At 38.0% G+C, this 19,151-nt stretch carries 17 protein-coding genes and 1 pseudogene; 6 read left to right on the top strand and 12 right to left on the bottom strand.

Features of this window, described 5'->3' with window-relative positions; genetic code table 11:
* Positions 1–217: 217 nt before the first annotated feature.
* From argJ to AN490_RS06420, 3 genes are all read left to right on the top strand, one after another.
* Entirely contained in the window at positions 218–1,459 is a 1,242-nt protein-coding gene (gene argJ, locus AN490_RS06430) for a bifunctional ornithine acetyltransferase/N-acetylglutamate synthase (RefSeq protein WP_300001013.1), read from the top strand.
* A 111-nt stretch (positions 1,460–1,570) separates the two neighbouring features.
* Positions 1,571–2,188 carry a Uma2 family endonuclease gene (locus AN490_RS06425; RefSeq protein ID WP_300001011.1) on the top strand — a complete coding sequence of 206 codons (618 nt, stop codon included), beginning with the start codon at positions 1,571–1,573 and terminating at the stop codon, positions 2,186–2,188.
* A gap of 706 nt (positions 2,189–2,894) precedes the next feature.
* Positions 2,895–3,326, top strand: coding sequence for a hypothetical protein (locus AN490_RS06420; RefSeq protein WP_015080347.1), 432 nt, complete (start codon positions 2,895–2,897; stop codon positions 3,324–3,326).
* A 54-nt stretch (positions 3,327–3,380) separates the two neighbouring features.
* On the opposite strand, the gene AN490_RS06415 is transcribed toward AN490_RS06420, so the two are convergent.
* The 4 genes from AN490_RS06415 to AN490_RS06400 form a co-directional block, all read right to left on the bottom strand.
* The gene (locus AN490_RS06415) at positions 3,381–3,659 is read right to left on the bottom strand and encodes a YggT family protein (RefSeq protein ID WP_015080346.1); all 279 of its coding nucleotides are present in this window, start codon (positions 3,657–3,659) and stop codon (positions 3,381–3,383) included.
* A gap of 98 nt (positions 3,660–3,757) precedes the next feature.
* Positions 3,758–4,093: a hypothetical protein gene (locus AN490_RS06410; RefSeq protein ID WP_168652605.1), complete on the bottom strand. Its 336-nt coding sequence runs from the start codon at positions 4,091–4,093 to the stop codon at positions 3,758–3,760.
* A gap of 76 nt (positions 4,094–4,169) precedes the next feature.
* On the bottom strand, positions 4,170–4,820 hold the full coding sequence (upp, locus tag AN490_RS06405; RefSeq protein WP_168652604.1) for a uracil phosphoribosyltransferase: 651 nt from the start codon (positions 4,818–4,820) through the stop codon (positions 4,170–4,172).
* A gap of 521 nt (positions 4,821–5,341) precedes the next feature.
* A complete protein-coding gene (locus AN490_RS06400) occupies positions 5,342–5,917 on the bottom strand; it encodes a Uma2 family endonuclease (RefSeq protein ID WP_300001007.1) in 576 nt (191 codons plus the stop codon).
* 361 nt (positions 5,918–6,278) lie between these two features.
* Between AN490_RS06400 and AN490_RS06395 the strand changes: the two genes are divergently transcribed.
* Complete coding sequence (locus tag AN490_RS06395; protein ID WP_300001304.1) at positions 6,279–6,512, top strand: hypothetical protein; 234 nt, start codon at positions 6,279–6,281, stop codon at positions 6,510–6,512.
* Here AN490_RS06395 and AN490_RS06390 read toward each other — a convergent pair.
* From AN490_RS06390 to AN490_RS06380, 3 genes are all read right to left on the bottom strand, one after another.
* On the bottom strand, positions 6,481–6,876 hold the full coding sequence (locus AN490_RS06390) for a hypothetical protein (RefSeq protein ID WP_300001005.1): 396 nt from the start codon (positions 6,874–6,876) through the stop codon (positions 6,481–6,483). The genes AN490_RS06395 and AN490_RS06390 overlap by 32 nt on opposite strands.
* A 451-nt stretch (positions 6,877–7,327) precedes the next feature.
* Complete coding sequence (locus tag AN490_RS06385; RefSeq protein ID WP_300001003.1) at positions 7,328–10,252, bottom strand: UPF0182 family protein; 2,925 nt, start codon at positions 10,250–10,252, stop codon at positions 7,328–7,330.
* 58 nt (positions 10,253–10,310) lie between these two features.
* Positions 10,311–10,511, bottom strand: coding sequence for a hypothetical protein (locus AN490_RS06380; protein WP_300001001.1), 201 nt, complete (start codon positions 10,509–10,511; stop codon positions 10,311–10,313).
* Between the two features lie 296 nt (positions 10,512–10,807).
* On the opposite strand from AN490_RS06380, the gene AN490_RS06375 reads away from it, so the two are divergent.
* A complete protein-coding gene (locus AN490_RS06375) occupies positions 10,808–11,929 on the top strand; it encodes a ferrochelatase (RefSeq protein WP_300000999.1) in 1,122 nt (373 codons plus the stop codon).
* 107 nt (positions 11,930–12,036) lie between these two features.
* Here the strand turns inward: AN490_RS06375 and AN490_RS06370 are convergent, their stop codons facing one another.
* The 5 genes from AN490_RS06370 to AN490_RS06350 all read right to left on the bottom strand — a co-directional run bounded on the left by AN490_RS06370 (position 12,037) and on the right by AN490_RS06350 (position 18,362).
* Complete coding sequence (locus tag AN490_RS06370; RefSeq protein WP_300000997.1) at positions 12,037–14,886, bottom strand: zinc-dependent metalloprotease; 2,850 nt, start codon at positions 14,884–14,886, stop codon at positions 12,037–12,039.
* A 103-nt stretch (positions 14,887–14,989) separates the two neighbouring features.
* The gene (locus AN490_RS06365) at positions 14,990–17,050 is read right to left on the bottom strand and encodes a ribonuclease catalytic domain-containing protein (protein WP_300000995.1); all 2,061 of its coding nucleotides are present in this window, start codon (positions 17,048–17,050) and stop codon (positions 14,990–14,992) included.
* 298 nt (positions 17,051–17,348) lie between these two features.
* Positions 17,349–17,564, bottom strand: a complete 216-nt coding sequence (gene rpsR, locus AN490_RS06360; RefSeq protein WP_015083502.1) for a 30S ribosomal protein S18 — start codon at positions 17,562–17,564, stop codon at positions 17,349–17,351.
* Positions 17,565–17,566: 2 nt separating this feature from the next.
* Positions 17,567–17,761: a 50S ribosomal protein L33 gene (rpmG, locus tag AN490_RS06355; protein ID WP_010998585.1), complete on the bottom strand. Its 195-nt coding sequence runs from the start codon at positions 17,759–17,761 to the stop codon at positions 17,567–17,569.
* A gap of 46 nt (positions 17,762–17,807) precedes the next feature.
* Positions 17,808–18,362, bottom strand: a complete 555-nt coding sequence (locus AN490_RS06350; RefSeq protein ID WP_300000986.1) for an RDD family protein — start codon at positions 18,360–18,362, stop codon at positions 17,808–17,810.
* A gap of 539 nt (positions 18,363–18,901) precedes the next feature.
* Here AN490_RS06350 and AN490_RS06345 point away from each other — a divergent pair.
* A pseudogene (locus AN490_RS06345) lies at positions 18,902–19,151 on the top strand (RNA-guided endonuclease TnpB family protein); the annotation flags it as partial.

Raw genomic sequence — 19,151 nt, 5'->3', positions numbered from 1 at the left:
AAAAACCAAACTCTGTAAAGAAACGTAAAATCGCTGAAAACTTCTTTACTCTTGCCTCCAGCCTAGTGCTATAACGACAATTTTCAAGGCCAACCCAAAAAAGATTGTCGTCAACAGATAAACTCACTTATAGAGATAAATACTGGACGCTGATATCAAACCAGAGGCGGAAGGTAATTGAGCAGTAAACGTGATATAGATAATTGTGAGCAAAATTATGGCAGACTGGCAAATAATTACTGGTGGTGTGACAGCAGCACGGGGGTATAAAGCTTCGGGAATTACAGCAGGACTGAAAGCTTCGGGATTACCGGATTTAGCTTTAATTGTATCAGACGTGGAAGCGATCGCCGCAGGTGTATTCACCACTAGCCAAGTTAAAGCAGCCTGTGTAGATTACTGTCGTCAAGTATTACAAGGGAAACATAGCGCTAGAGCCATTCTTTGTAATGCGGGACAAGCTAACGCCGCAACAGGTGAACAAGGGATTAAAGATGCTCAAGAAAGTGCAGATTTACTAGGTCAAAAATTAGGTATTAACCCAGAATCCATTTTATTAGCTTCCACTGGCGTAATTGGTCAACGGATTAAAATGGATATTTTGCGGGGTGGTATCCCTAAAGTAGTTGCAGAACTATCAGAAACAGGTTCAGACGCAGCCGCAGGAGCAATTGTCACCACAGATTTAGTGACAAAATCCATAGCTTTAGAAACCATTATCCATGACCGTCCAGTGCGAATTGGTGGAATTGCGAAAGGTTCAGGCATGATTCACCCCAACATGGCGACAATGTTAGCCTTTGTTACCTGTGATGCAGCAGTCTCTTCTACGCTTTGGCAACAAATGTTAACCAGAGCAGCGGATAGAAGCTTCAATTCTATCACAGTTGACGGTGACACAAGTACAAATGATTGTTTAATTGCTTTAGCAAATGGTCAATCTCGCACCCCAGCAATTACCGAAATGGGAGCAGAGGCCCAGAAGCTAGAAGCCATGTTAACTTATGTGTGTCAGTATTTAGCGAAAGCGATCGCTCGTGATGGCGAAGGTGCAACTTGTTTAATAGAAGTCCAAGTCACTGGCGCTCACGATGAATTATCAGCCCGCCAAATCGCCAAAACCATTGCCGGGTCATCTTTAGTCAAAGCTGCCATTTTCGGTCATGATCCCAATTGGGGACGGATTGCTGCTGCTGCTGGACGGGCTGGAGTCCCCTTTGAACAAGAAAACCTCTCCGTTAAATTAGGGGATATTTTACTATTTGAAAATGGTCAACCTTTACCTTTTGATAAAGCCGCAGCTAGTGCATATTTAAAAGCAGCCGCTCATGGTGAATATCTGCAATCAGACACGGTGTTAATTTCCGTCGGTGTCGGTAATGGTCATGGAACAGGTCAGGCTTGGGGTTGTGACTTGAGTTATGATTATGTGAAAATTAACGCTGAGTATACAACTTAAAAAATCGGCGTTGCTGCTTAACTTTTAGTTGCAACGCCAATAGTTCTTAATCTGAGTTGAGGTTTGACAATGCCGCTATAATATTTTTATTATCAGCAACACTCAACACCCATGATTCAAACTTTATCTAAAGTTACTACCTTTGAAGAATTTGTCGCGGGGCTTCCTGACAATTCCGGGGTACGTTACGAACTACATAATGGGAATATCATTGAAATGGCACAACCAGTAGGAGAACACGAAGAATCAAAAGGGTTTTTAACGATCAAGCTGAGTGGTATAATTGATCGGTTAGACCTGCCCTATTTGATTCCCAACCAAGTTATAGTTAGACCAGAAGGTAAAGATTCTGGTTATTTTCCAGATGTGTTGGTGCTAAATCGTGAAAATCTGGTAAACGAAAAATTATGGAAAAAAGAATCTATCTTGAGTAATGGTGCATCTATACCTTTGGTGATTGAAGTTGTCTCAACTAATTGGCGTGATGATTATCATTTAAAATATGCTGATTATGAAGAAATGGGAATCCCTGAATATTGGATTGTAGATTATGCAGCTTTAGGTGGCAGGAATTTTATTGGTAATCCTAAACAACCGACAATCTCTGTTTGTAATTTGGTTGATGAAGAATATCAAATTAGTAAGTTTAGAGATCATGAACGGATTATTTCCCAAACTTTTCCTGAATTAAATATTACAGCAAATCAAATTTTTCAAGCTTCTTTATAAGAAAATCATAAATTATGAATAAATTTTTCCGTCACATAAGTAGGTTGGCGTTGAAAATTGTCGTTATAGCAAGGCAATAGGCAAGAGTAAAGAAGTTTTCAGCGATTTTACGTTTCTTTACACAGTTTGGTTTTATTGTGTTTACCTACTTAGATTGATTATTGGGTAAGAAAACTTCCGTTAAGTCGCACGGGTTACATACCATAAATTAACTTATTTGTCAACAGTACATTTTTCTCCCAGTCAACTTCCATAATTTCTTGGCTAATTTTTGTCTAAATCTCTCTCAAAAATTGCTGCTAATTTATGAAGTTTTGTATTATTTCTAGATATTGATTTCTGAAACGACTATAAATAAAGGGTTTTGAGGATCATATTGTCAGACAGATATAAAATAAATCTTCATGATTATAGCAAATCGCCGAAAGTATTGCAAGCTCGTTGCTAAATAAAAATAATTCTCAATTAATTATTAAGAAAATCTAAACTTGAATTGTGATGAGTTATGAATATTAAAAGTATTATTATATTTTTATAAGTTTTAATTATGATTTATTCCTAAAATAGCTTTAGCAGACTTTGATATCTATATCATGTAACACCAAAAATCAATAACTGGAAATTTTAGTCTCTGGGACTCTGCGCCTCTGCGTGAGGTAAAATTGTACTCGTGACATTCGTAAATTTCCAATCAAAGGTGTATTTTATGCGGTTACGCTCAATGCAGTTAATTTTTATAGCAGGACTAATGGGGTTACTTTCCTGGATATGGACACCCACAGCCTTAGCATTAACACAGATTAAACTATCTAATATTTCCTACCACGAATGTCCATCAGAACTCACAAGCGGAGTAGTGGGTAGTAGCGGTTCAAATTCTGCTAGTTGCTTCATAGTTACAGGTAAAGCGGAAAATAGCACCCGTAAAACTGTCTATGATGCGGATATTTTTGGGCGCATATATGATGCTAACGGTGATTCAACCTTACAAAATCGCACCCGTCTGGGTTTAATTGCCGAAGTCCCTCCCGGAGTTAGCGATTTTGAATTTAGAATCACTGTCCCCAGTAATCAACCTTTACCATTACAACTTAAACAATTTAAAGCTGCTGGATTTAGCGGACAAGTGAGAAGATAAGAGTGTAGAGACGTTCCTGGGAACGTCCTTACATTGAAAATCGTAATTTGGGGCTTAAAACCCTTGTACCAAGGTGGCGCGAGCTAAACTATCTAAAACACCACCAACTATGTTCAATGCCAAAAATGCCAGGATAGGGGAGAAATCCATACCACCCAAGGGGGGAATTATGGAACGAAATAGATTGAGGTAGGGATCACTAATTTGGCTTAAAGCCGCAAATGGTTGACTAGACCAGTCAACCGTAGGGAACCAAGTCAACAAGACTCGAATAATCAGCAAATAGCTGTAAAGGGAGACAAAGGTAGCTAGGGTTGTAATTAGTAAATTCATGGGTAACTTTCCTGTTAAATGTCAAACATAGATTCATGATTGATTTTAATTTAGCTCACGGCGCATTGTGTAGCTAATCAATATAACTAAGGGAAAGCTTAAGAATGCTCATTAACTTCCTGGGATGAGTTGCTGTTGACATTACCTAATTGCTTCCGCACATCATCAATTGTGGCATTAAGTTGGGCAATTTTATCTTCGAGCGATCGCCTGGTTGCTTCTATTTCCAAACTTTCATGAGCAGAAGCTCTCATTTGCCGTTTTTTAGCCCCTGTTTGGCTATCATTGTCCCCAGTAGTTAAACCGTCATTTTCTTCATCTGCAAATTTAGCATCTAAGCGCGAAGTAATCACTGCCCCTAAAACACCACCAACTACACCCCCAATCAATGAACCCAGTAGCAAACCACTAGCAAAACCATCTTGTTGACTCATATTTTTTACCGTCTTCTCGAAAATAAGCAACTTTGACAATACTTTAGCTATTTTCCGGCCTTAACGGCATCCTAGCTCAAGTCCCAAAAATGCGATCGCCTGCATCACCCAACCCTGGTACAATATACCCATGATCATCAAGCGTTTCATCAATAGTAGCGGTGTAAAGGATTAAGCCAGGATAGACAGCAGCCAATTTTTTTAACGCTGGGGGAGCAACAACTACAGATATAATCCGAATTAACGCCGGATCAACACCTCTTTGGGTCAATTCCGCCATTGCTGCCATTATAGAGCCTCCAGTAGCTAACATCGGCTCAGTAATTAACACCCGCGTTTCGGGGGCAAATTTTTCAGGTAATTTATTTAAATAACAAGTAGGTTCTAAAGTTTCTTCATTTCGCACCAAGCCAAAATGGTAAATTGATGCCAAAGGCAGTACACCCTGCGCTCCCTCTAACAAGCCTAAACCAGCCCGTAAAATCGGCACAACAGCCACAGGTATGTGAGGATTAATAAAAGTTGCTGAACAGGTAGTCAGAGGCGTTTGCACCGTTGTTTCTTGAGTCGGCAACCACTCCCTAGCAGCCTCGTAAGTTAGCCACCGGCCTAACTCAGTAATAGCAGAACGAAATAATACTGATGGTGTAGCTACATCACGGGCAACTCCCAACCAGTGCTGAATTAAGGGATGAGGTGGAACATAAACACGGAGTTGTTGTGTCATAGCTAGAAAAGGGCGACTGGATAATTGTCTTTTTACTGGAACATCATAGCAGAATTCACCGAATCAGGAGTTCAGGAGTCAGGTTCAAGCCCTACTTAATACTTCATTTGCTGACAACCCGTTATAATTTATTGATAAATCCTCTCATTAATAGTTGACAAAGATTCTCAATCAGAGTTATATTGTTTTCAAATGTTCTCCTCTCTTTAAAGAATCGGCAGGCGGGATTAGTCAGCAGCAGCAGACTTTTCCCTCTTTTTTGGATTAAATTACAAATTATGAATTCTGAATTATTTGACTTGTACTGAGCTTGTCGATAGCGCAGCGTGGCGTTAGCCATAGTATGCCCACACTACAAGAGTTTTATGTTTGTTGCAATTCGTAATCGTCTTTGTCCCAGATTATACTAAAAACGGATGAATACTAGACCTTTGCTTAGGCAAAAATCTTTGTATATCAATACTCTTAGCGATTTTACAAGTAAAGCTGCGACCCGTTTTTAGTATAACTAATCAATTCCCTTAGAACGCCAAAGTTCTAAACAATTCGTTGACTGGAACCTTAAAGTTTAAAATTAGATCTTCTCCATCTAAAATATCATCACCTCGCAATAGGCGATCGGGTTGAGGGCTATGATAAACCAGCACATATCTTTCATCAGGATGGATTACCCACAGCAGTCTAGTTCCACTTTCAAAATATTCTTCAATCTTGTTGTGAATTTCGTCAAAAGTGTTACCTGGAGAGATAATCTCAACAACTAGATCGGGCGCACCATTAAAAAAGCCTTTAGGTAATCGTTTTAGCCCAATCAATCTCTCTTTACTAACAAAAGAAATATCGGGCGACCGCTTATTATCTCCCTTCATCTTAAATGCTGTACTGGAGTCGCAAGTAACGCCAAGGTTATGCTGTCTTACAAATATCTCAATTAGCCCACCTAAGAATATGCCAATATTCCCATGCTCCATGCCTGAATTGCCCAAGTTTATCAACTCTCCATCTACAATTTCGTAACGATTGCCATCATCAGCTAAAGCCATAAACTCTTCATCAGTCCAAACTTTATCCTTTATTTTTTCTAAGATAACTGTCATATTATTCAAGTCCTTTTAATTTTTAGACAAAGCGATTCGTTTATATGACTAACTGAGTGATTTCTTTATATAATACTAACCCAAATATAAAAAATTTTGATTTGACTGGTATCGCGATAGCGAAGCGCGACCTAGGAATCGCCTTCAGGAGATGGATTTTGATGCGATTTGCTCCGCAACGCAAGCTAACGCTGTATAAAAAAGCATTAGATCGGACAATATTGTGATATTTTGGTTTTGGTTTTGATTTTGGGGGCGATCGCGAAAGATAAATAATTGTTAAGCGATCGCTGTATAACAAAGCATTCAAGAATCTCTTATTCCCGGTGGTAAGTAGGTGAACTGAAAAATTTAAAGGTATGTGAAGAAAAGTAAAATCGCCCAAAACTCTCTTCCTGTTCCCTGTTCCCTGTTCCCAGTTAAGAGTTCCCTTGCCCCAACGACAATTTTTAACGCCAACCTACTTAGTGCCGGTTATTTTCAAAGCCAAGGATATACATTTGATGTCGGTGCATCAATGATTTTTGGCATGGGAAATAAAGGAACAACCAAACAGACGCTTTTTAGCGAAATAAATTTTTATGGGAAAAGCTAACTTTTTTAGGCACGTATTCAGAACAGTCTATGGCTGCTTCTGTAAGAACAGAATCAGGCTTGACGGCACATTTTAAATAATGGTTATTGGCAAAAAATTGACATTTTTTACAGGGAACTTTTTGTAGAATTTTACTTTTCACGCATACCCGATCATCTGTATTGGTGCGGATTTTATGAAAAAGTAGGAGAAACATAGCCCAAACAAAAATAAATCCCAGAGGAGCTAAAGATAGTGCTAAATCTGGTATTTGGATGTTGTGATATTGGACTTGGACTTTTTCTTGTTGAACTGCACTTTGAGCAATGGACAAATTGGTATTGTCGGCCATGAGTGTATTTCCCAATACCTGCTCTATATACATCTTATTTTCCTTAATAATCTATAATGGTTCTTAATTAACAAGTGTGACAGAACCAAGTGGCAAACCCCTCAATATAAAGTCTGTTTTAATTGTGACTGATGTTGAATTTTCAAACTTTTAATTTAAGTCTACGATTTGTTTAGGTAAAGCTGTATATAGCTTCTGATTATAGGTTTAGCAAAAGTAAGGATTAGTTATCTCTGTCAATAGTTTTGTTTTTTATTATGTGAATATATACCTGAAGTGGTAGGTGGATATTAAAAATACAGTATTGTAATAGTTGTATGAACTACCCCATTTTCAACGAAGTAAGATGGGGTTTCTACGTCCCCTTAAATTTTTGAATTTCTAGAACACCGATACATTAATTTAATGGTAGGGGCAAACCCCCCGTGGTTGCCCTGATAGGGTTTTGGGGTAAGCCGTAGGGGCAAGCACAGGAGCATTGCCCCTACAGGGGACGAATGATAGTTGTTGGTGGTGCAATTTCTGGTTGAAAGATTCCTTCTAGTGCTTGTTCTAAGGTGGGTGCCATGATGATGCGATTTTCATAGGCTACAACTACTCTTACTAATGTTGGTAAACTATTTTGTGTGGCTTCTAAATAAATTGGTTCAACATATAGTAATGATTGCTCAATGGGAACTATTAACAGATTACCTTGAATTACTCTTGAACCTTGACGATTCCACAGAGAAATTTGTTGAGAAATAACTGGATCTTGATTTATTCTGGCTTCAATTTGTTCTTGTCCATAAATTAAGCGTTCTTTAGGCAAGTTATATAATAGTAATTTGCCATAATTTTCGCCATCAGAACGTGCTGCTAACCAAGCGATTAAATTGGTGCGTTGTTTGGGTGTGTAGGGAAGTAAGAGGATGAATTCTTCAAAGGAGAGGTTGGGGAGACTGGTTATTAAATAGTAGGGTTCAACTTTACGGCTTTCGTTGTCATAGATTTCATTAGGAATTTGCCATTGATCTTCTCTGTTATAAAATACTTGAGGATCTGTCATGTGGTAGATCATTAAGCGTTCAGATTGAATTTTGAAATAATCTACTGGATAACGGAGATGACTACGGAGATTGACTGGTAAATTCCTCAGTGGTTGAAACATTTTGGGAAATATTTTTGACCAAGCTGTAATCAATGGATCGGTGGCATCGGCAATGTAAAATCTTACTGTGCCGTTGTTAGCATCAATAACGACTTTGACAGAATTACGGATATAGTTAATACTATTTTTACCTGTATCTGAGTAAGGATAGCGATCGCTTGTGGTGTAAGCATCAACTATCCAATAAAGATAATTTTCTTTGCCAGGAAATTGTTGATTTTTACCATCTATATGGGCATCTACCGCAACTAAATAAGGATCACTATCGAATTTTAAAAAAGGGGCAATAGTTTGAATTCGTTGGTTAATATTTCGTCGTAATAATATTTTAGTTTCTGGCAAAAAATCTCTGGTAAATACCATTTTCCAATCTTTTAAATATATAGAAAATAGCCATCTTTTCCATAGAGAGTTGATATGAATACCACCTAATCCATCATAAGTATTATAAACATTATCGCTGCCACTGGGATAATCTAATTCTTTAACTTTTGTCCCAGTCATAACATGAGTATTACTAATTTCTCCATAATAAATTCGGGGTTGTCCGATGGGAATACTGGCACGAATATTGGCATTAGAAGTATTTAAGACCCTACCATTTTGGCTAATATCTTTGACAAAATATTCTGGTAATCCAGCAGCAGCAACGGTATTAACTGGACTCATAGTGAAGCCATAACCATGAGTATAAATCATATTTTGGTTTACCCATGTTTGTGCTGGGAGAGGAACATCTGGATAATTTAATTCTCTCGCTGCAATTAGTACCTGTTGTTTTTCTTGAGTCCCGTTATTTTTAATTAAATATCTATCAATATCAGCATCAGGGAATTGATAATAAGGACGAATTTGTTGTAATTGACGATTGGTTTTTAATAATGGTTCTTGATCCCAAAGCCGAATATTTTTAATTGTTAATTCATTAGCTTTAATATCTGCTTTTGTGAGTTTTCCTGTGGGGTTAAATATTTGAGAATCAATGACATCTAAATTAAATGCTTGACGAGTAAGGTCAATATTTCGCATTATATAAGGTTGTTCTTTTTGTAATTCATTTGGCTCAACAATAAAACTTTGTACAGCCATAGGTAAAATAAAATTACCGATTAATATAAAAGTTATATACATACCTAATGTATAAATTGCCCAGCGATGATGTGAGGATTTTTGTTGCCAAAATACAGTTAACCACAATAAATATAAGGCTATAGCTACCGATAAAATATATAATATTGTATCTGCTGGTAATTGGGCTTTAACATCAGTATAACTAGCTCCATAACTCACTCCACGAACCGAGTAAAGCAGTTGATAACGACTCAGCCAATAATTTAAAGATACTACTAACATTAAACAGCCAGATAAGCCCAATAAATGGCGCATTTGTGGAGAAGAAAATCCTGGAAAAATAGCTTCCCTGAAGCTATTAGCTGATAATAAATAGGTGAGAATAACGCTAATAAAACCATATAGAGATAATCCTATTAACCAAAATCCTAAGAGTTCCCAGATCGGGAGATGGAAAATATAAAAACTGATATCTTTGCCAAATAATGGTTCAGAATGATCAAAGGAAATAGGATGAAAAGATAAGAGAATTTTTGACCAATATTGAGACAGTATCCAGCCCAAACTGAGACTAAAAATAATAGCGATCGCTTTGAGGAAGAATTTGCTATAAATTAATATAGCCATGGACAATCCCCCAAATAATCCTAAATACAAAGGTTGAGAAATTATCTGTTTTCCCAACTGCAAAATTATATCTACTCGCAATAGCAGTGGCACTGATAAACTGGATTGATTAACTTTCCCTGGCCAATCAGAGAGGGCAATTTCTCCATATTGTACTAACACTAAACACATCAAAAAAATTAATCCTAGGATTAGAGGTAAAAGCCATCGCAATTTAATTTTATTGGCATAATTATGCCATTGAGGAGATTGATTATTTGTGGGATACTGAGGACTAAGAAAAGTGGTTAATTTGCGACTAATTTTCATTTCCTGTATCGGCATAGAATTAGGAAAAGGGGGATATTTTAACCTTTGGGCTAAAGTGAGATTTCCTAACAAGTAAATGGCACTCAAACTCACAATAAATAACCATAAACTCCCCTGAGTTAACAATCTTTGTAGAAATACTTCTAGATAACCAACTTCCTGAAACCAAAAAATTTCCGCACCCAAATGAGCAGCTATATCTAAGAATAGCCACAAACCCAAACAGCCTATAAAAATTTTAATAGTGTTCATTTCCAAAATATTGCTTTGAGAGGATATTTGAAAAGTTTATGGCGAATATAGTTCGCTACTACACACCAAAATCACTCAAATTTTCTTTAGGAATTGCATTAATTTGATTGATAGATGTTTGGCTTAGTTCTATGGGTAAAGATCCATTAATATCACCTGGTACTACAAACTGATCAAGAATAAATTGATGATCAGATTTAATTGTACTGTGTACATCAATACTATTGCCAAAGCCCTGAAACCCTATTGATATCCTCACGATTTTATTGGGTTGAGGTACGCTCACGAAGTGTGGTGTATCCCTGCGCTCGCCGGAGGCATCAGGCATAACCCAACATGAGCGTCGGGTTGCGCTGTCGCTTAACCCGACCTACAAAAAATGGACAAGGTATTGCATATAATAGTAATTTTGTAAAGAGCCTAAGTTCTATATTCAATTGTTTATATTTATTTTATCCCATCCCCCCGGATAGGATATTATGCTACAAATTGAGAGAGATCATCTAGTATTGTCTAGGCTTGTCTCCCTGTTCTAGTTATCTTGAGGAACTCATTGTGGTTGCAACCCCGGAAAAACTGCACGCTACCCATAGTCACGAGCATCTACCCAGTAAAGACCGTGTAGCCGTATTGCTGATGGGCTATGGCGAAGTCGAAAGCTACGAAGATTTTGCTAACTATAACGAACAAGCTTTAAATTTACTGACTGCTAAATTCGCTCCTGTTCCTACTTGGATTTATCCCCCTTTAGCCAAACTTTTGGCATTATTTGATCGTCATGAATGGGGACACACACATCATGATTTTATTTCCCCTCATAATGCCATCTTTGAAAGACAAAGAGCGGGTATTGAACACGAATTACAACATAAATGGGGTAATGGTGTTCAAGTTTTCAAAGCTTTTAACTTTTGCGCTCCTTTTTTACCAAATCAAGTTTTAGCCGAAATTAAAGATCAAGGCTTTAGCAAACTGCTGATTTATCCATTATTGGTTGTTGATTCCATTTTTACCAGTGGTATTGCTCTTGAACAAGTAAATAATGCTCTGGTAGAATTAGCTGATGGTGATGAACATTGGATCAAAGCCCAAAGATATATTCCTTCGTTCTACAATGAGCCAAAATATATTGATTTAATGGCGCATTTGGTAGAAGAAAAAATTCATAATGATTTGGCTACAGGTTATCTACCGTCGCAAATTGGGATTATCTTGATGAATCATGGTTGTCCCCACAAAGCTAAAGGTTTTACATCGGGAATTGATGAAAGTCAAGCCATGTATGAGTTAGTTAGAAACAAGTTAATTAACAATTATCCGTTAATTTCTGTGGGTTGGTTGAACCACGATACACCATTAATTGAATGGACTCAACCAAATGCTACAGTAGCTGCTCAGAATTTGATTCAATTGGGTGCAAAGGCGTTGCTATTTATGCCCATTGGTTTTGCCACGGAAAATCATGAAACTTTATTAGATGTGCATCACATTATTCATGATTTAGAAAAACAACATCCAAATGTAGATTATTTACAAATGGCTTGTGTTAATGATGATCCACAATTTTTATCTATGGTTGCTGAATGGGCAAATGCACATATTGCTGAGTTGATGGAAACGGAAGGAATGGCTGTTAATTCACAATCAGCTATTACTCACCACCATCACCATCATTAGACGGTAAAAAAGATTGTAGAGACGAGAATCCTTACCCAGGTCACGTCTCTACAAGGGTTTTAGACATATTTAATTTTCATCAGATGTCTCTACAACTAGCACCAACATCAATTCCCCACCAATGGTGCATTTAAAGTCTTCTCAATGCGATCGCGTGTTTCCAATAAGAAAGCTTGAGTATATTCATCTTCAGAATTTACCCGTTTTAATTGATTATTTAATTGCTTGAGTTTATACCAAGCCAAAGTTCGGGCATCTTCAGGAGTAGCTTCTTTTCGCAACACCATTCCCATCAGTACATTTAGATATTCCCGTTGTAACCCTCTTCGCAGACTGGAAATTTTTAATTTGCCTTTAGGTTGCAAAACTTCCGACCAAATCCCAGTTTGTAAAGTATCAAATAATTCTGGCAAGGTGAGAGATTTTCCTGTTTCACTTTTTAATTCTAGATCCTTAATCCGTGTTAAGCGATCGCTTGCCAATAAATCCCGTAACACGGCAGTCTGCACCAACAAGACTAAATCATGAATCGGATAATCTAACCGTCCGATTTGAATATTAGTCCCCCAATGTAGCCACCGCGAAGGTACTAATTTATTCAGTAATTCCGGGGGAAATTTCAAAGCATCTTCCGCAAAAACATACTTTTGCATTGTCATCAATGCTTGTCGCTGTTGTTCTACCGGCACAGGGACAAATGGTAATTGTCCTTTAGTATCATTTGGTTTAACTCGGTAAAAAGACTGGCCACCAATGTATTTACTGCTATAGTATAAATTCTGTAAATAATTTCTGAGGATGGTATTAAAACGCTCTTCTACATCGCTAGAATTTTCTGCATCTATAGCATATCCCTGATTTAATCGTTCCCACATCCGCCGCGCATTAGCCAATTGTGACTGAGAATAAACCAATACATTACTGCTATGATCCCAAGGATTCACCGTCGGATCACTATTAGATAAATCCTCATCAGGAGCATAACTCAACTCTCGTTGGTTAGATTTTCCAGCAATTGCTGCTAAAAACGACTTTTCTCCCATGGTAGTTGACGCTTGACTGGGAGTGTAACCATACTCAATTACCCATTCATCATAGGGTCCCACCTTCTGTGGAAAATAATCTCCCTGCTTGACACCATTAGGGGCAATGTTTGGGGGAATATAATCCATAACCGATGCTGTCATCCCTTTAGTCTGCGTAATTTCTGGATTATTCATCTCCTCTGGAGAGAGCAAGGTACTACCACGGAAATTATGCCGCAAACCTAAAGTATGACCAACTTCATGGGTAATAATTAAACGTAAATATTGATGGATATAATCTTTTAACTGCTCTGGACTTGGTGTAGTATTTCCTAACATTGACATTGCTAAAGAACCAAAAGCCAACTGATTAGATGCTTCCATGCCATAGCATAAATCATAATCTGTCGCTAGTTTAGACAAATTGCCTAATGATTTTGGAGATCTTTGATTACCTTTGCCACACAAACGCCCATTGTTGACCAATGTTGATAAAGAAGTGCTAGTTTGTGAATTTTGAGGTTGAATAATTTGCCGATAATCATTTTTTAATAATCGGACAAAACTACCATCAATCAGAATATCTGCATTCAAAATTTCTCCAGTTAAGGGATTAACACGGGATGGACCCATCGCAAAAAAACCATCTACAGTATTAATCCAACGGATAGTATTATAGCGAATATCGGCTGGGTCCCAGGTAGCATTATCAGGCATTTGTTGAACTTGAATAGCATCCTTGAATCCTGCTTTCAAAAAGGCTTGATTCCACATCAAAATTCCCTCTTTGATAGACTGACGATATTCTAGAGGTACAGCATTATCAATCCAAAAAACAATCGGTTTTTTCGGTGGAGAAATTGCGGCTGTGGGATCTTGTTTTTCTAAATTCCAGCGATTAATATAACGAACAAAAGTATCTCTCCGTTCATCTTTAGATAGATCTTGATAAGCTGTGAGGAAATAACCTACCCGTTCATCAGCTAACCGAGGTTGATATTTATTTTGTGGTAATTCCGATAAACTATAATGAACCTTTAAAGTAAAGCCACGACTATCAGGTAAAACATCCGAATTCTTGCCACTATTAGCAAAATTGAAAATAGACTCAATTTCTAAATTATTGGGAAATACTTTCGCATTACCAAGATAACCTTGATCGGGACTAACAGCTAATTCTAAATTAGTAGATAATCCTGCCAAATCTGTGAGTAGTAAATCACCTAAATCAATAAGAATAGTTTTTCCTTGTGAATTAATACTCTTAATAGGAATAGTGTAAAGAACAGAATCACTAAATGATCTCGCTACTGATCTGGCTTGGGGATCTCCTTCACGAGTCCGAAAATTGACATTACGAACCACAAACTGGATTTGATTATCTACCTTTTGAAAGTAGAATAAGAAATCTTGTAATGGCATTCCACTATAAATACCTTTTTCACCAATTCCCGATTCTAAAGTTGAGTTTGCTATAAAGTTTTTTTGGAGTTGTTCTGGTTTAATTTCCAGATAGATTTTATTTTTATGTTTATGACGATAAATAGTAAAGATTCCCTCTGATTTTTTGGTATCCTTGGTAATTTCTGTAAAATCTTCTAATTCATCTTCTTTCGGTGATTTAGATTCAGGTTTAGCTTTCGGTTTCTCTGTTTCCTTCTTAACTTGAAGAAATGGCTGTTTTCCTACTTCCTTTAAATCTTTAAATACCCAAAGGAAATCTTCTGTTTTTACCTGATGATTTTGATCAATAACTGCTATTTTGGAAGATGGTAGTTTTAATTGTTGAACAATTTTATCCACATTAGTGGTTTGTCTCTCTATTTCTATATCTGAATTACGGGGATTATTTATTAATGATTGAGCATTAGCAGTTTCTATGGAAACAAATAGACTATTAAACAAAATGAGAGCGAAAGTAAACTTATTCATTTCCTAACTTCCTGATAATTATTGTTTAATAGCCGTCTGAAATGGAAACTCTCCAACTTTGCGCCTTTGCGCCTTTGCGACTGGGCGCGAAACATAACCTATCCTAATTCGTAACTGATTGGGCTTCCTGATACATAATTTCCTGGAAGTGAATCATATCTTTTTGGGGATCAGCCAAACTAACTTTCACTAATAAATTTTCTCCCAAACTGACAGAACGCCGGAAGGACATAGGCAATTGTAAACCCAAATCTTCTAATAAAATTAGTCCTAAATTGCTATCTTCTCGTAACCACATTAATACCGTTACCTGCCAAACTTGTTCAGGATGACGACGTAAATATTCTAAAGCGTAATATCTATTAGTTTGTCGTTCCACCATTGTTGCTTCTTGAGTGATGCTGCTGACCGTCATCATCACTTCTTTGAGTTGTTCAGCAGAGAAGGGTAAACCTTCGCCGCGTAGATGTGCTTTTAATTGGAAGTGGGTGAGTAAGTCGCTATAACGACGAATGGGGGAAGTAGCTTGAGTGTAGGTATCTAAACCCAAACCAGCATGGCGCACTGGTGTAATGCTCATTTCGCTTTTAGGCATACAGCGTCGCATCGCACAGGAACGAACAAAACCGGCTGGAAGCAGGAGCAGTTCTTCCTCTGGAGGTAATTCTGGTTGGGGTTGGCCGCGAAAGGGCAGCGGGATATTATGAGTTTGTCCGTAACGCGCCGCCACTTCTCCAGCAAGAATCATCATTTCTGCGACTAATTGGCGGGAGGAAGAATCATCTAAAACATCAATATTGATATCATCGTCTTTGACTTTGATCATCGCTTCGGGCATATTGATACTGATAGCACCTTGACTATAACGCCAAGTTTTGCGGATTTTTGCCCAATTAGCGATCGCCTCAATTTCTGGTTCTGCTTGAACTCCCAACTCCAGCATCTCATCCACATCTTGATAGGTGAGGCGGTAGGTAGGCTTAATTAAACCAGTGTGTATACAGTAATCTTCCACAGCCCCAACTGCATCTAAAATCACCCCAAAGCTGAGGGCGCAACAGACTTTCCCCTGAATTAAACTCATGGGACCTGTAGCCAACACCTCTGGGAACATGGGAATCATCCCCGTGGGTAAATACACTGTACTACCCCGTTTTCTGGCTTCTAAATCCAACTCATCATCTGGCATTAATAACCGCGTTGGGTCAGCAATATGCACCCATAACCGTTCCTTACCATCTGCTAATATCTCCCAACTCAAACCATCGTCTATTTCTGTAGTGCTTTCATCATCAATGGTATATACCTTGAGATGTGTGAGATCGAGACGGTTTGTATCTAAATCTGTAGGAGGAAAATCCCAACATTCTTGCGCCACTTCTAATACCTGATGAGGAAATTGAACGGAAATTGATGAACGGCGCAGGAACAGGTTTTCGTGGGAAGTCCACAAACCCAAATCTATCAAGAGTTGAAAGGCCCCCTGGGGCGTAGCAGAACGTCCCAGCATATTCATAGTTTCTAATACTGAGATTGGAGGCGGACAAGCACGAGCTAAAGAGTCGTAATTTATTTTTAGCATCACCACATCCGCCAGCAAAGTCGCATATTTTTCTAATGCGTCTAAACGCTGGCGATCCAGTCGTTGCCATTCTACCACTTGTCCCTGGAGCGCCTGTTCTACCCGGGCTAAAAATTCCTGCTGTCCCTTGGCTTTTTGTGATTCTACTTGAATCTGGTGCTTGCGTTCTGCTATTTGCGCCGCGCTGCGGGGTTCGTAAGCGTCTCCTTTTTGTTTGAAATAGAGTTTATCTTCTGATAACAAACAATGGGCTGCATAACACTGGGGAGGTGTGGATTCCGAAAATAGCAGATTTGCCAATTGGCTAGGAGTGACAGTTTCTCCATCTTCAATCAGTAGTTCCCAAGCTATTTCCAGACTTGATGGATCTAGATAAGGCTGAACTTGACTTAAAAACTCAGCGATTTCCCCTGGTTTATAGGTTTGTCCGTTAACCGTGTAGGTAAATTGGTTATTTTTGATGTTATGGGATTGACCACGTTCATCTACTACAAACCAACTAGTTTTACCGTCTGGACGATCTATCACTCCAAGACGGCGATCGCCTTTAACCCTAAATTCAACTAACGTCCCCTTATCCACAACTGTCGCACTTTAATTTTAATATTTTGAGATTTTTAGACTGGAAATTCTGGATTAAATAACGGGTATTTAATCCTTTATTTAATAATTTGCTGTGAGAAATGCTATTCCAGTTTAGAATTCCATCCTCAAATTTAGCGATATCGTACCATTTTTGAGAATGAATTAATTAAATGTTTTTAGCAATTTCCTAACATTAAATATTAAATTTTAGATTTTGGACTCAAAGTAACTGGGCATATCCATGCAACTGCTACTTTTTTGGATGATCATCCAAAATCCAAAATCCAAAATATTCTTAACCTTCGGCGTTAATGAAGGGCAATAAAGCCACAATTCGAGAGCGTTTAATGGCTAGAGTCAGAGCGCGTTGTTGCTGACAGGTTAAACCGGTGATTCTCCGAGGTAATATTTTACCACGTTCGGTGAGAAACTTCCGCAACAAATCTACATCTTTGTAATCAATGGGATCTCCGGGCTTAATTGGAGAAAGGCGACGACGATAGTAACTCATTCTTACTTAATTTCCTTGTGAACTGTGTGTTTGTTGCAGTGGGTACAGAACTTTTTCAGTTCTAAGCGGTTGGTTGTGTTCCGACGGTTCTTGGTACTGGTATAACGGGATACGCCAGGTGAACGTTTATCTGGATTTGTTCGACACTCGGTGCATTCTAGTGTCACTATTATGCGCGCACCTTTACTCTTAGCCATAATCTTAGAAACTGTAAAGCCTGGAGATAATTAACACAAATGGTTATTATCTCATATTTCGTGGAAATTTTGCAACTAACTGTTTAATTTTTATATCTAATGAATAACCCCGACGGGAAGAAACTATGATAGTCCGAAAAAAGCGGTCATGGAATGCCTGTCGCATCTGAGTATCGGATAAAGCTGCACCGCCGTCAATGATCAGGGGAAGTAATAGGACGACAGCAGCGGGATTGAGGATGATATTCCCCAAGAAAATGGATAATAACAAGCTAGAAAAGCAAATAATCCCTTCTCGCAGTAATAAGGTCTGAAATTGGGGGATTCTATTGACTATTTCGCCATTTGCAACTTCTAGGATCTTTAAATCAAATGCCCAACGGCCTAAACTTTGTCCCTGATTGTTGTAAACTATGATGACGCGGAAAATTAGCCAAGCAAAAATAAAAACAAAGATTTGGGTAAATTGAATCCCGATTTGATTACTTCTGAAAATAGAACTCAGGAACCATGCACAGAAGAAGTCAAGAGCTAAGGCCATACCTCTACGGGTAAGATTCCCTTTTGGGAAGTGTCTTTGATTGACTTTAACAAGAGTCATAGCCTTTACCTCGCTGGTGGTAGAATAGTGAGTTTATTTAGATTTGTATCAATTTACATCAGGATAAACTGATTAAACTCCATCTATAGCGATAAGCGATATCACTGTTAAAGATCAAGAATTTGAAAATGATATTATGGCAGAAATCAAAGCTGTGCGTCAGCAAAACCGCCAAAAATGAAATTTCGGGTAGTCTTTGACACTAACATTTGGATTCGCATTTTATTGAGAGGGTTAATTAACGGCGAGTCACATTACCAATTTTAGCAGCATTTAACACTATCGCGTAATTCCCCGTCCTCAACTCTTAGTAGGTCGGGGATGTAAGCGAGTCATAAAGGAAACGTCTGGATAATTAATTTTCAACACAGTTGAAAGAAATTATTCAGACAGTTGAATTTATGACAACTATATTTTATTTATTCCTTTGGGATCAATGTATTTATCTACAAAGCAAGCAGATCCACGCTCATTGACTGTCCTCAGTGGTTAAATTAGATAATAGTAGTATACTAGAAAAACCAAGGGGGTGATTGATTATGGCGTTACGTAGAGCGACTTTCCGACTATATCCTAATAAACAAGTCAGTGAAATGTTGCACTACCACCGCAAACTTCATAAAGATTTGTATAATGCTGCTGTATCTAACCGCATTACTTCATACAAAAAGTTTGGTAAATCTGTTTCTTACTTTGAGCAACAGAACTGTTTACCGGATTTCAAAGAAGTCTGGATAGAATATAAAGTCATTAATTCTCAAGCATTACAAGCCACATTAAAACGGGTTG

It is taken from the genome of Anabaena sp. AL09 (assembly GCF_001672255.1).
GTDB classification, from domain to species: Bacteria; Cyanobacteriota; Cyanobacteriia; order Cyanobacteriales; family Nostocaceae; genus Dolichospermum; species Dolichospermum lemmermannii.
The sequence above is the reverse complement of the archived record's forward strand: the minus strand, read 5'-3'. Positions and strand labels throughout refer to the sequence as shown.

Coding starts and splice junctions, on each gene's coding strand:
- argJ (WP_300001013.1), top strand. CDS start 218: ATGGCAGACTGGCAAATAATTACTGGTGGTGTGACAGCAGCACGGGGG.
- AN490_RS06425 (WP_300001011.1), top strand. CDS start 1,571: ATGATTCAAACTTTATCTAAAGTTACTACCTTTGAAGAATTTGTCGCG.
- AN490_RS06420 (WP_015080347.1), top strand. CDS start 2,895: ATGCGGTTACGCTCAATGCAGTTAATTTTTATAGCAGGACTAATGGGG.
- AN490_RS06415 (WP_015080346.1), bottom strand. CDS start 3,659: ATGAATTTACTAATTACAACCCTAGCTACCTTTGTCTCCCTTTACAGC.
- AN490_RS06410 (WP_168652605.1), bottom strand. CDS start 4,093: ATGAGTCAACAAGATGGTTTTGCTAGTGGTTTGCTACTGGGTTCATTG.
- upp (WP_168652604.1), bottom strand. CDS start 4,820: ATGACACAACAACTCCGTGTTTATGTTCCACCTCATCCCTTAATTCAG.
- AN490_RS06400 (WP_300001007.1), bottom strand. CDS start 5,917: ATGACAGTTATCTTAGAAAAAATAAAGGATAAAGTTTGGACTGATGAA.
- AN490_RS06390 (WP_300001005.1), bottom strand. CDS start 6,876: ATGTATATAGAGCAGGTATTGGGAAATACACTCATGGCCGACAATACC.
- AN490_RS06385 (WP_300001003.1), bottom strand. CDS start 10,252: ATGAACACTATTAAAATTTTTATAGGCTGTTTGGGTTTGTGGCTATTC.
- AN490_RS06370 (WP_300000997.1), bottom strand. CDS start 14,886: ATGAATAAGTTTACTTTCGCTCTCATTTTGTTTAATAGTCTATTTGTT.
- rpsR (WP_015083502.1), bottom strand. CDS start 17,564: ATGAGTTACTATCGTCGTCGCCTTTCTCCAATTAAGCCCGGAGATCCC.
- rpmG (WP_010998585.1), bottom strand. CDS start 17,761: ATGGCTAAGAGTAAAGGTGCGCGCATAATAGTGACACTAGAATGCACC.
- AN490_RS06350 (WP_300000986.1), bottom strand. CDS start 18,362: ATGACTCTTGTTAAAGTCAATCAAAGACACTTCCCAAAAGGGAATCTT.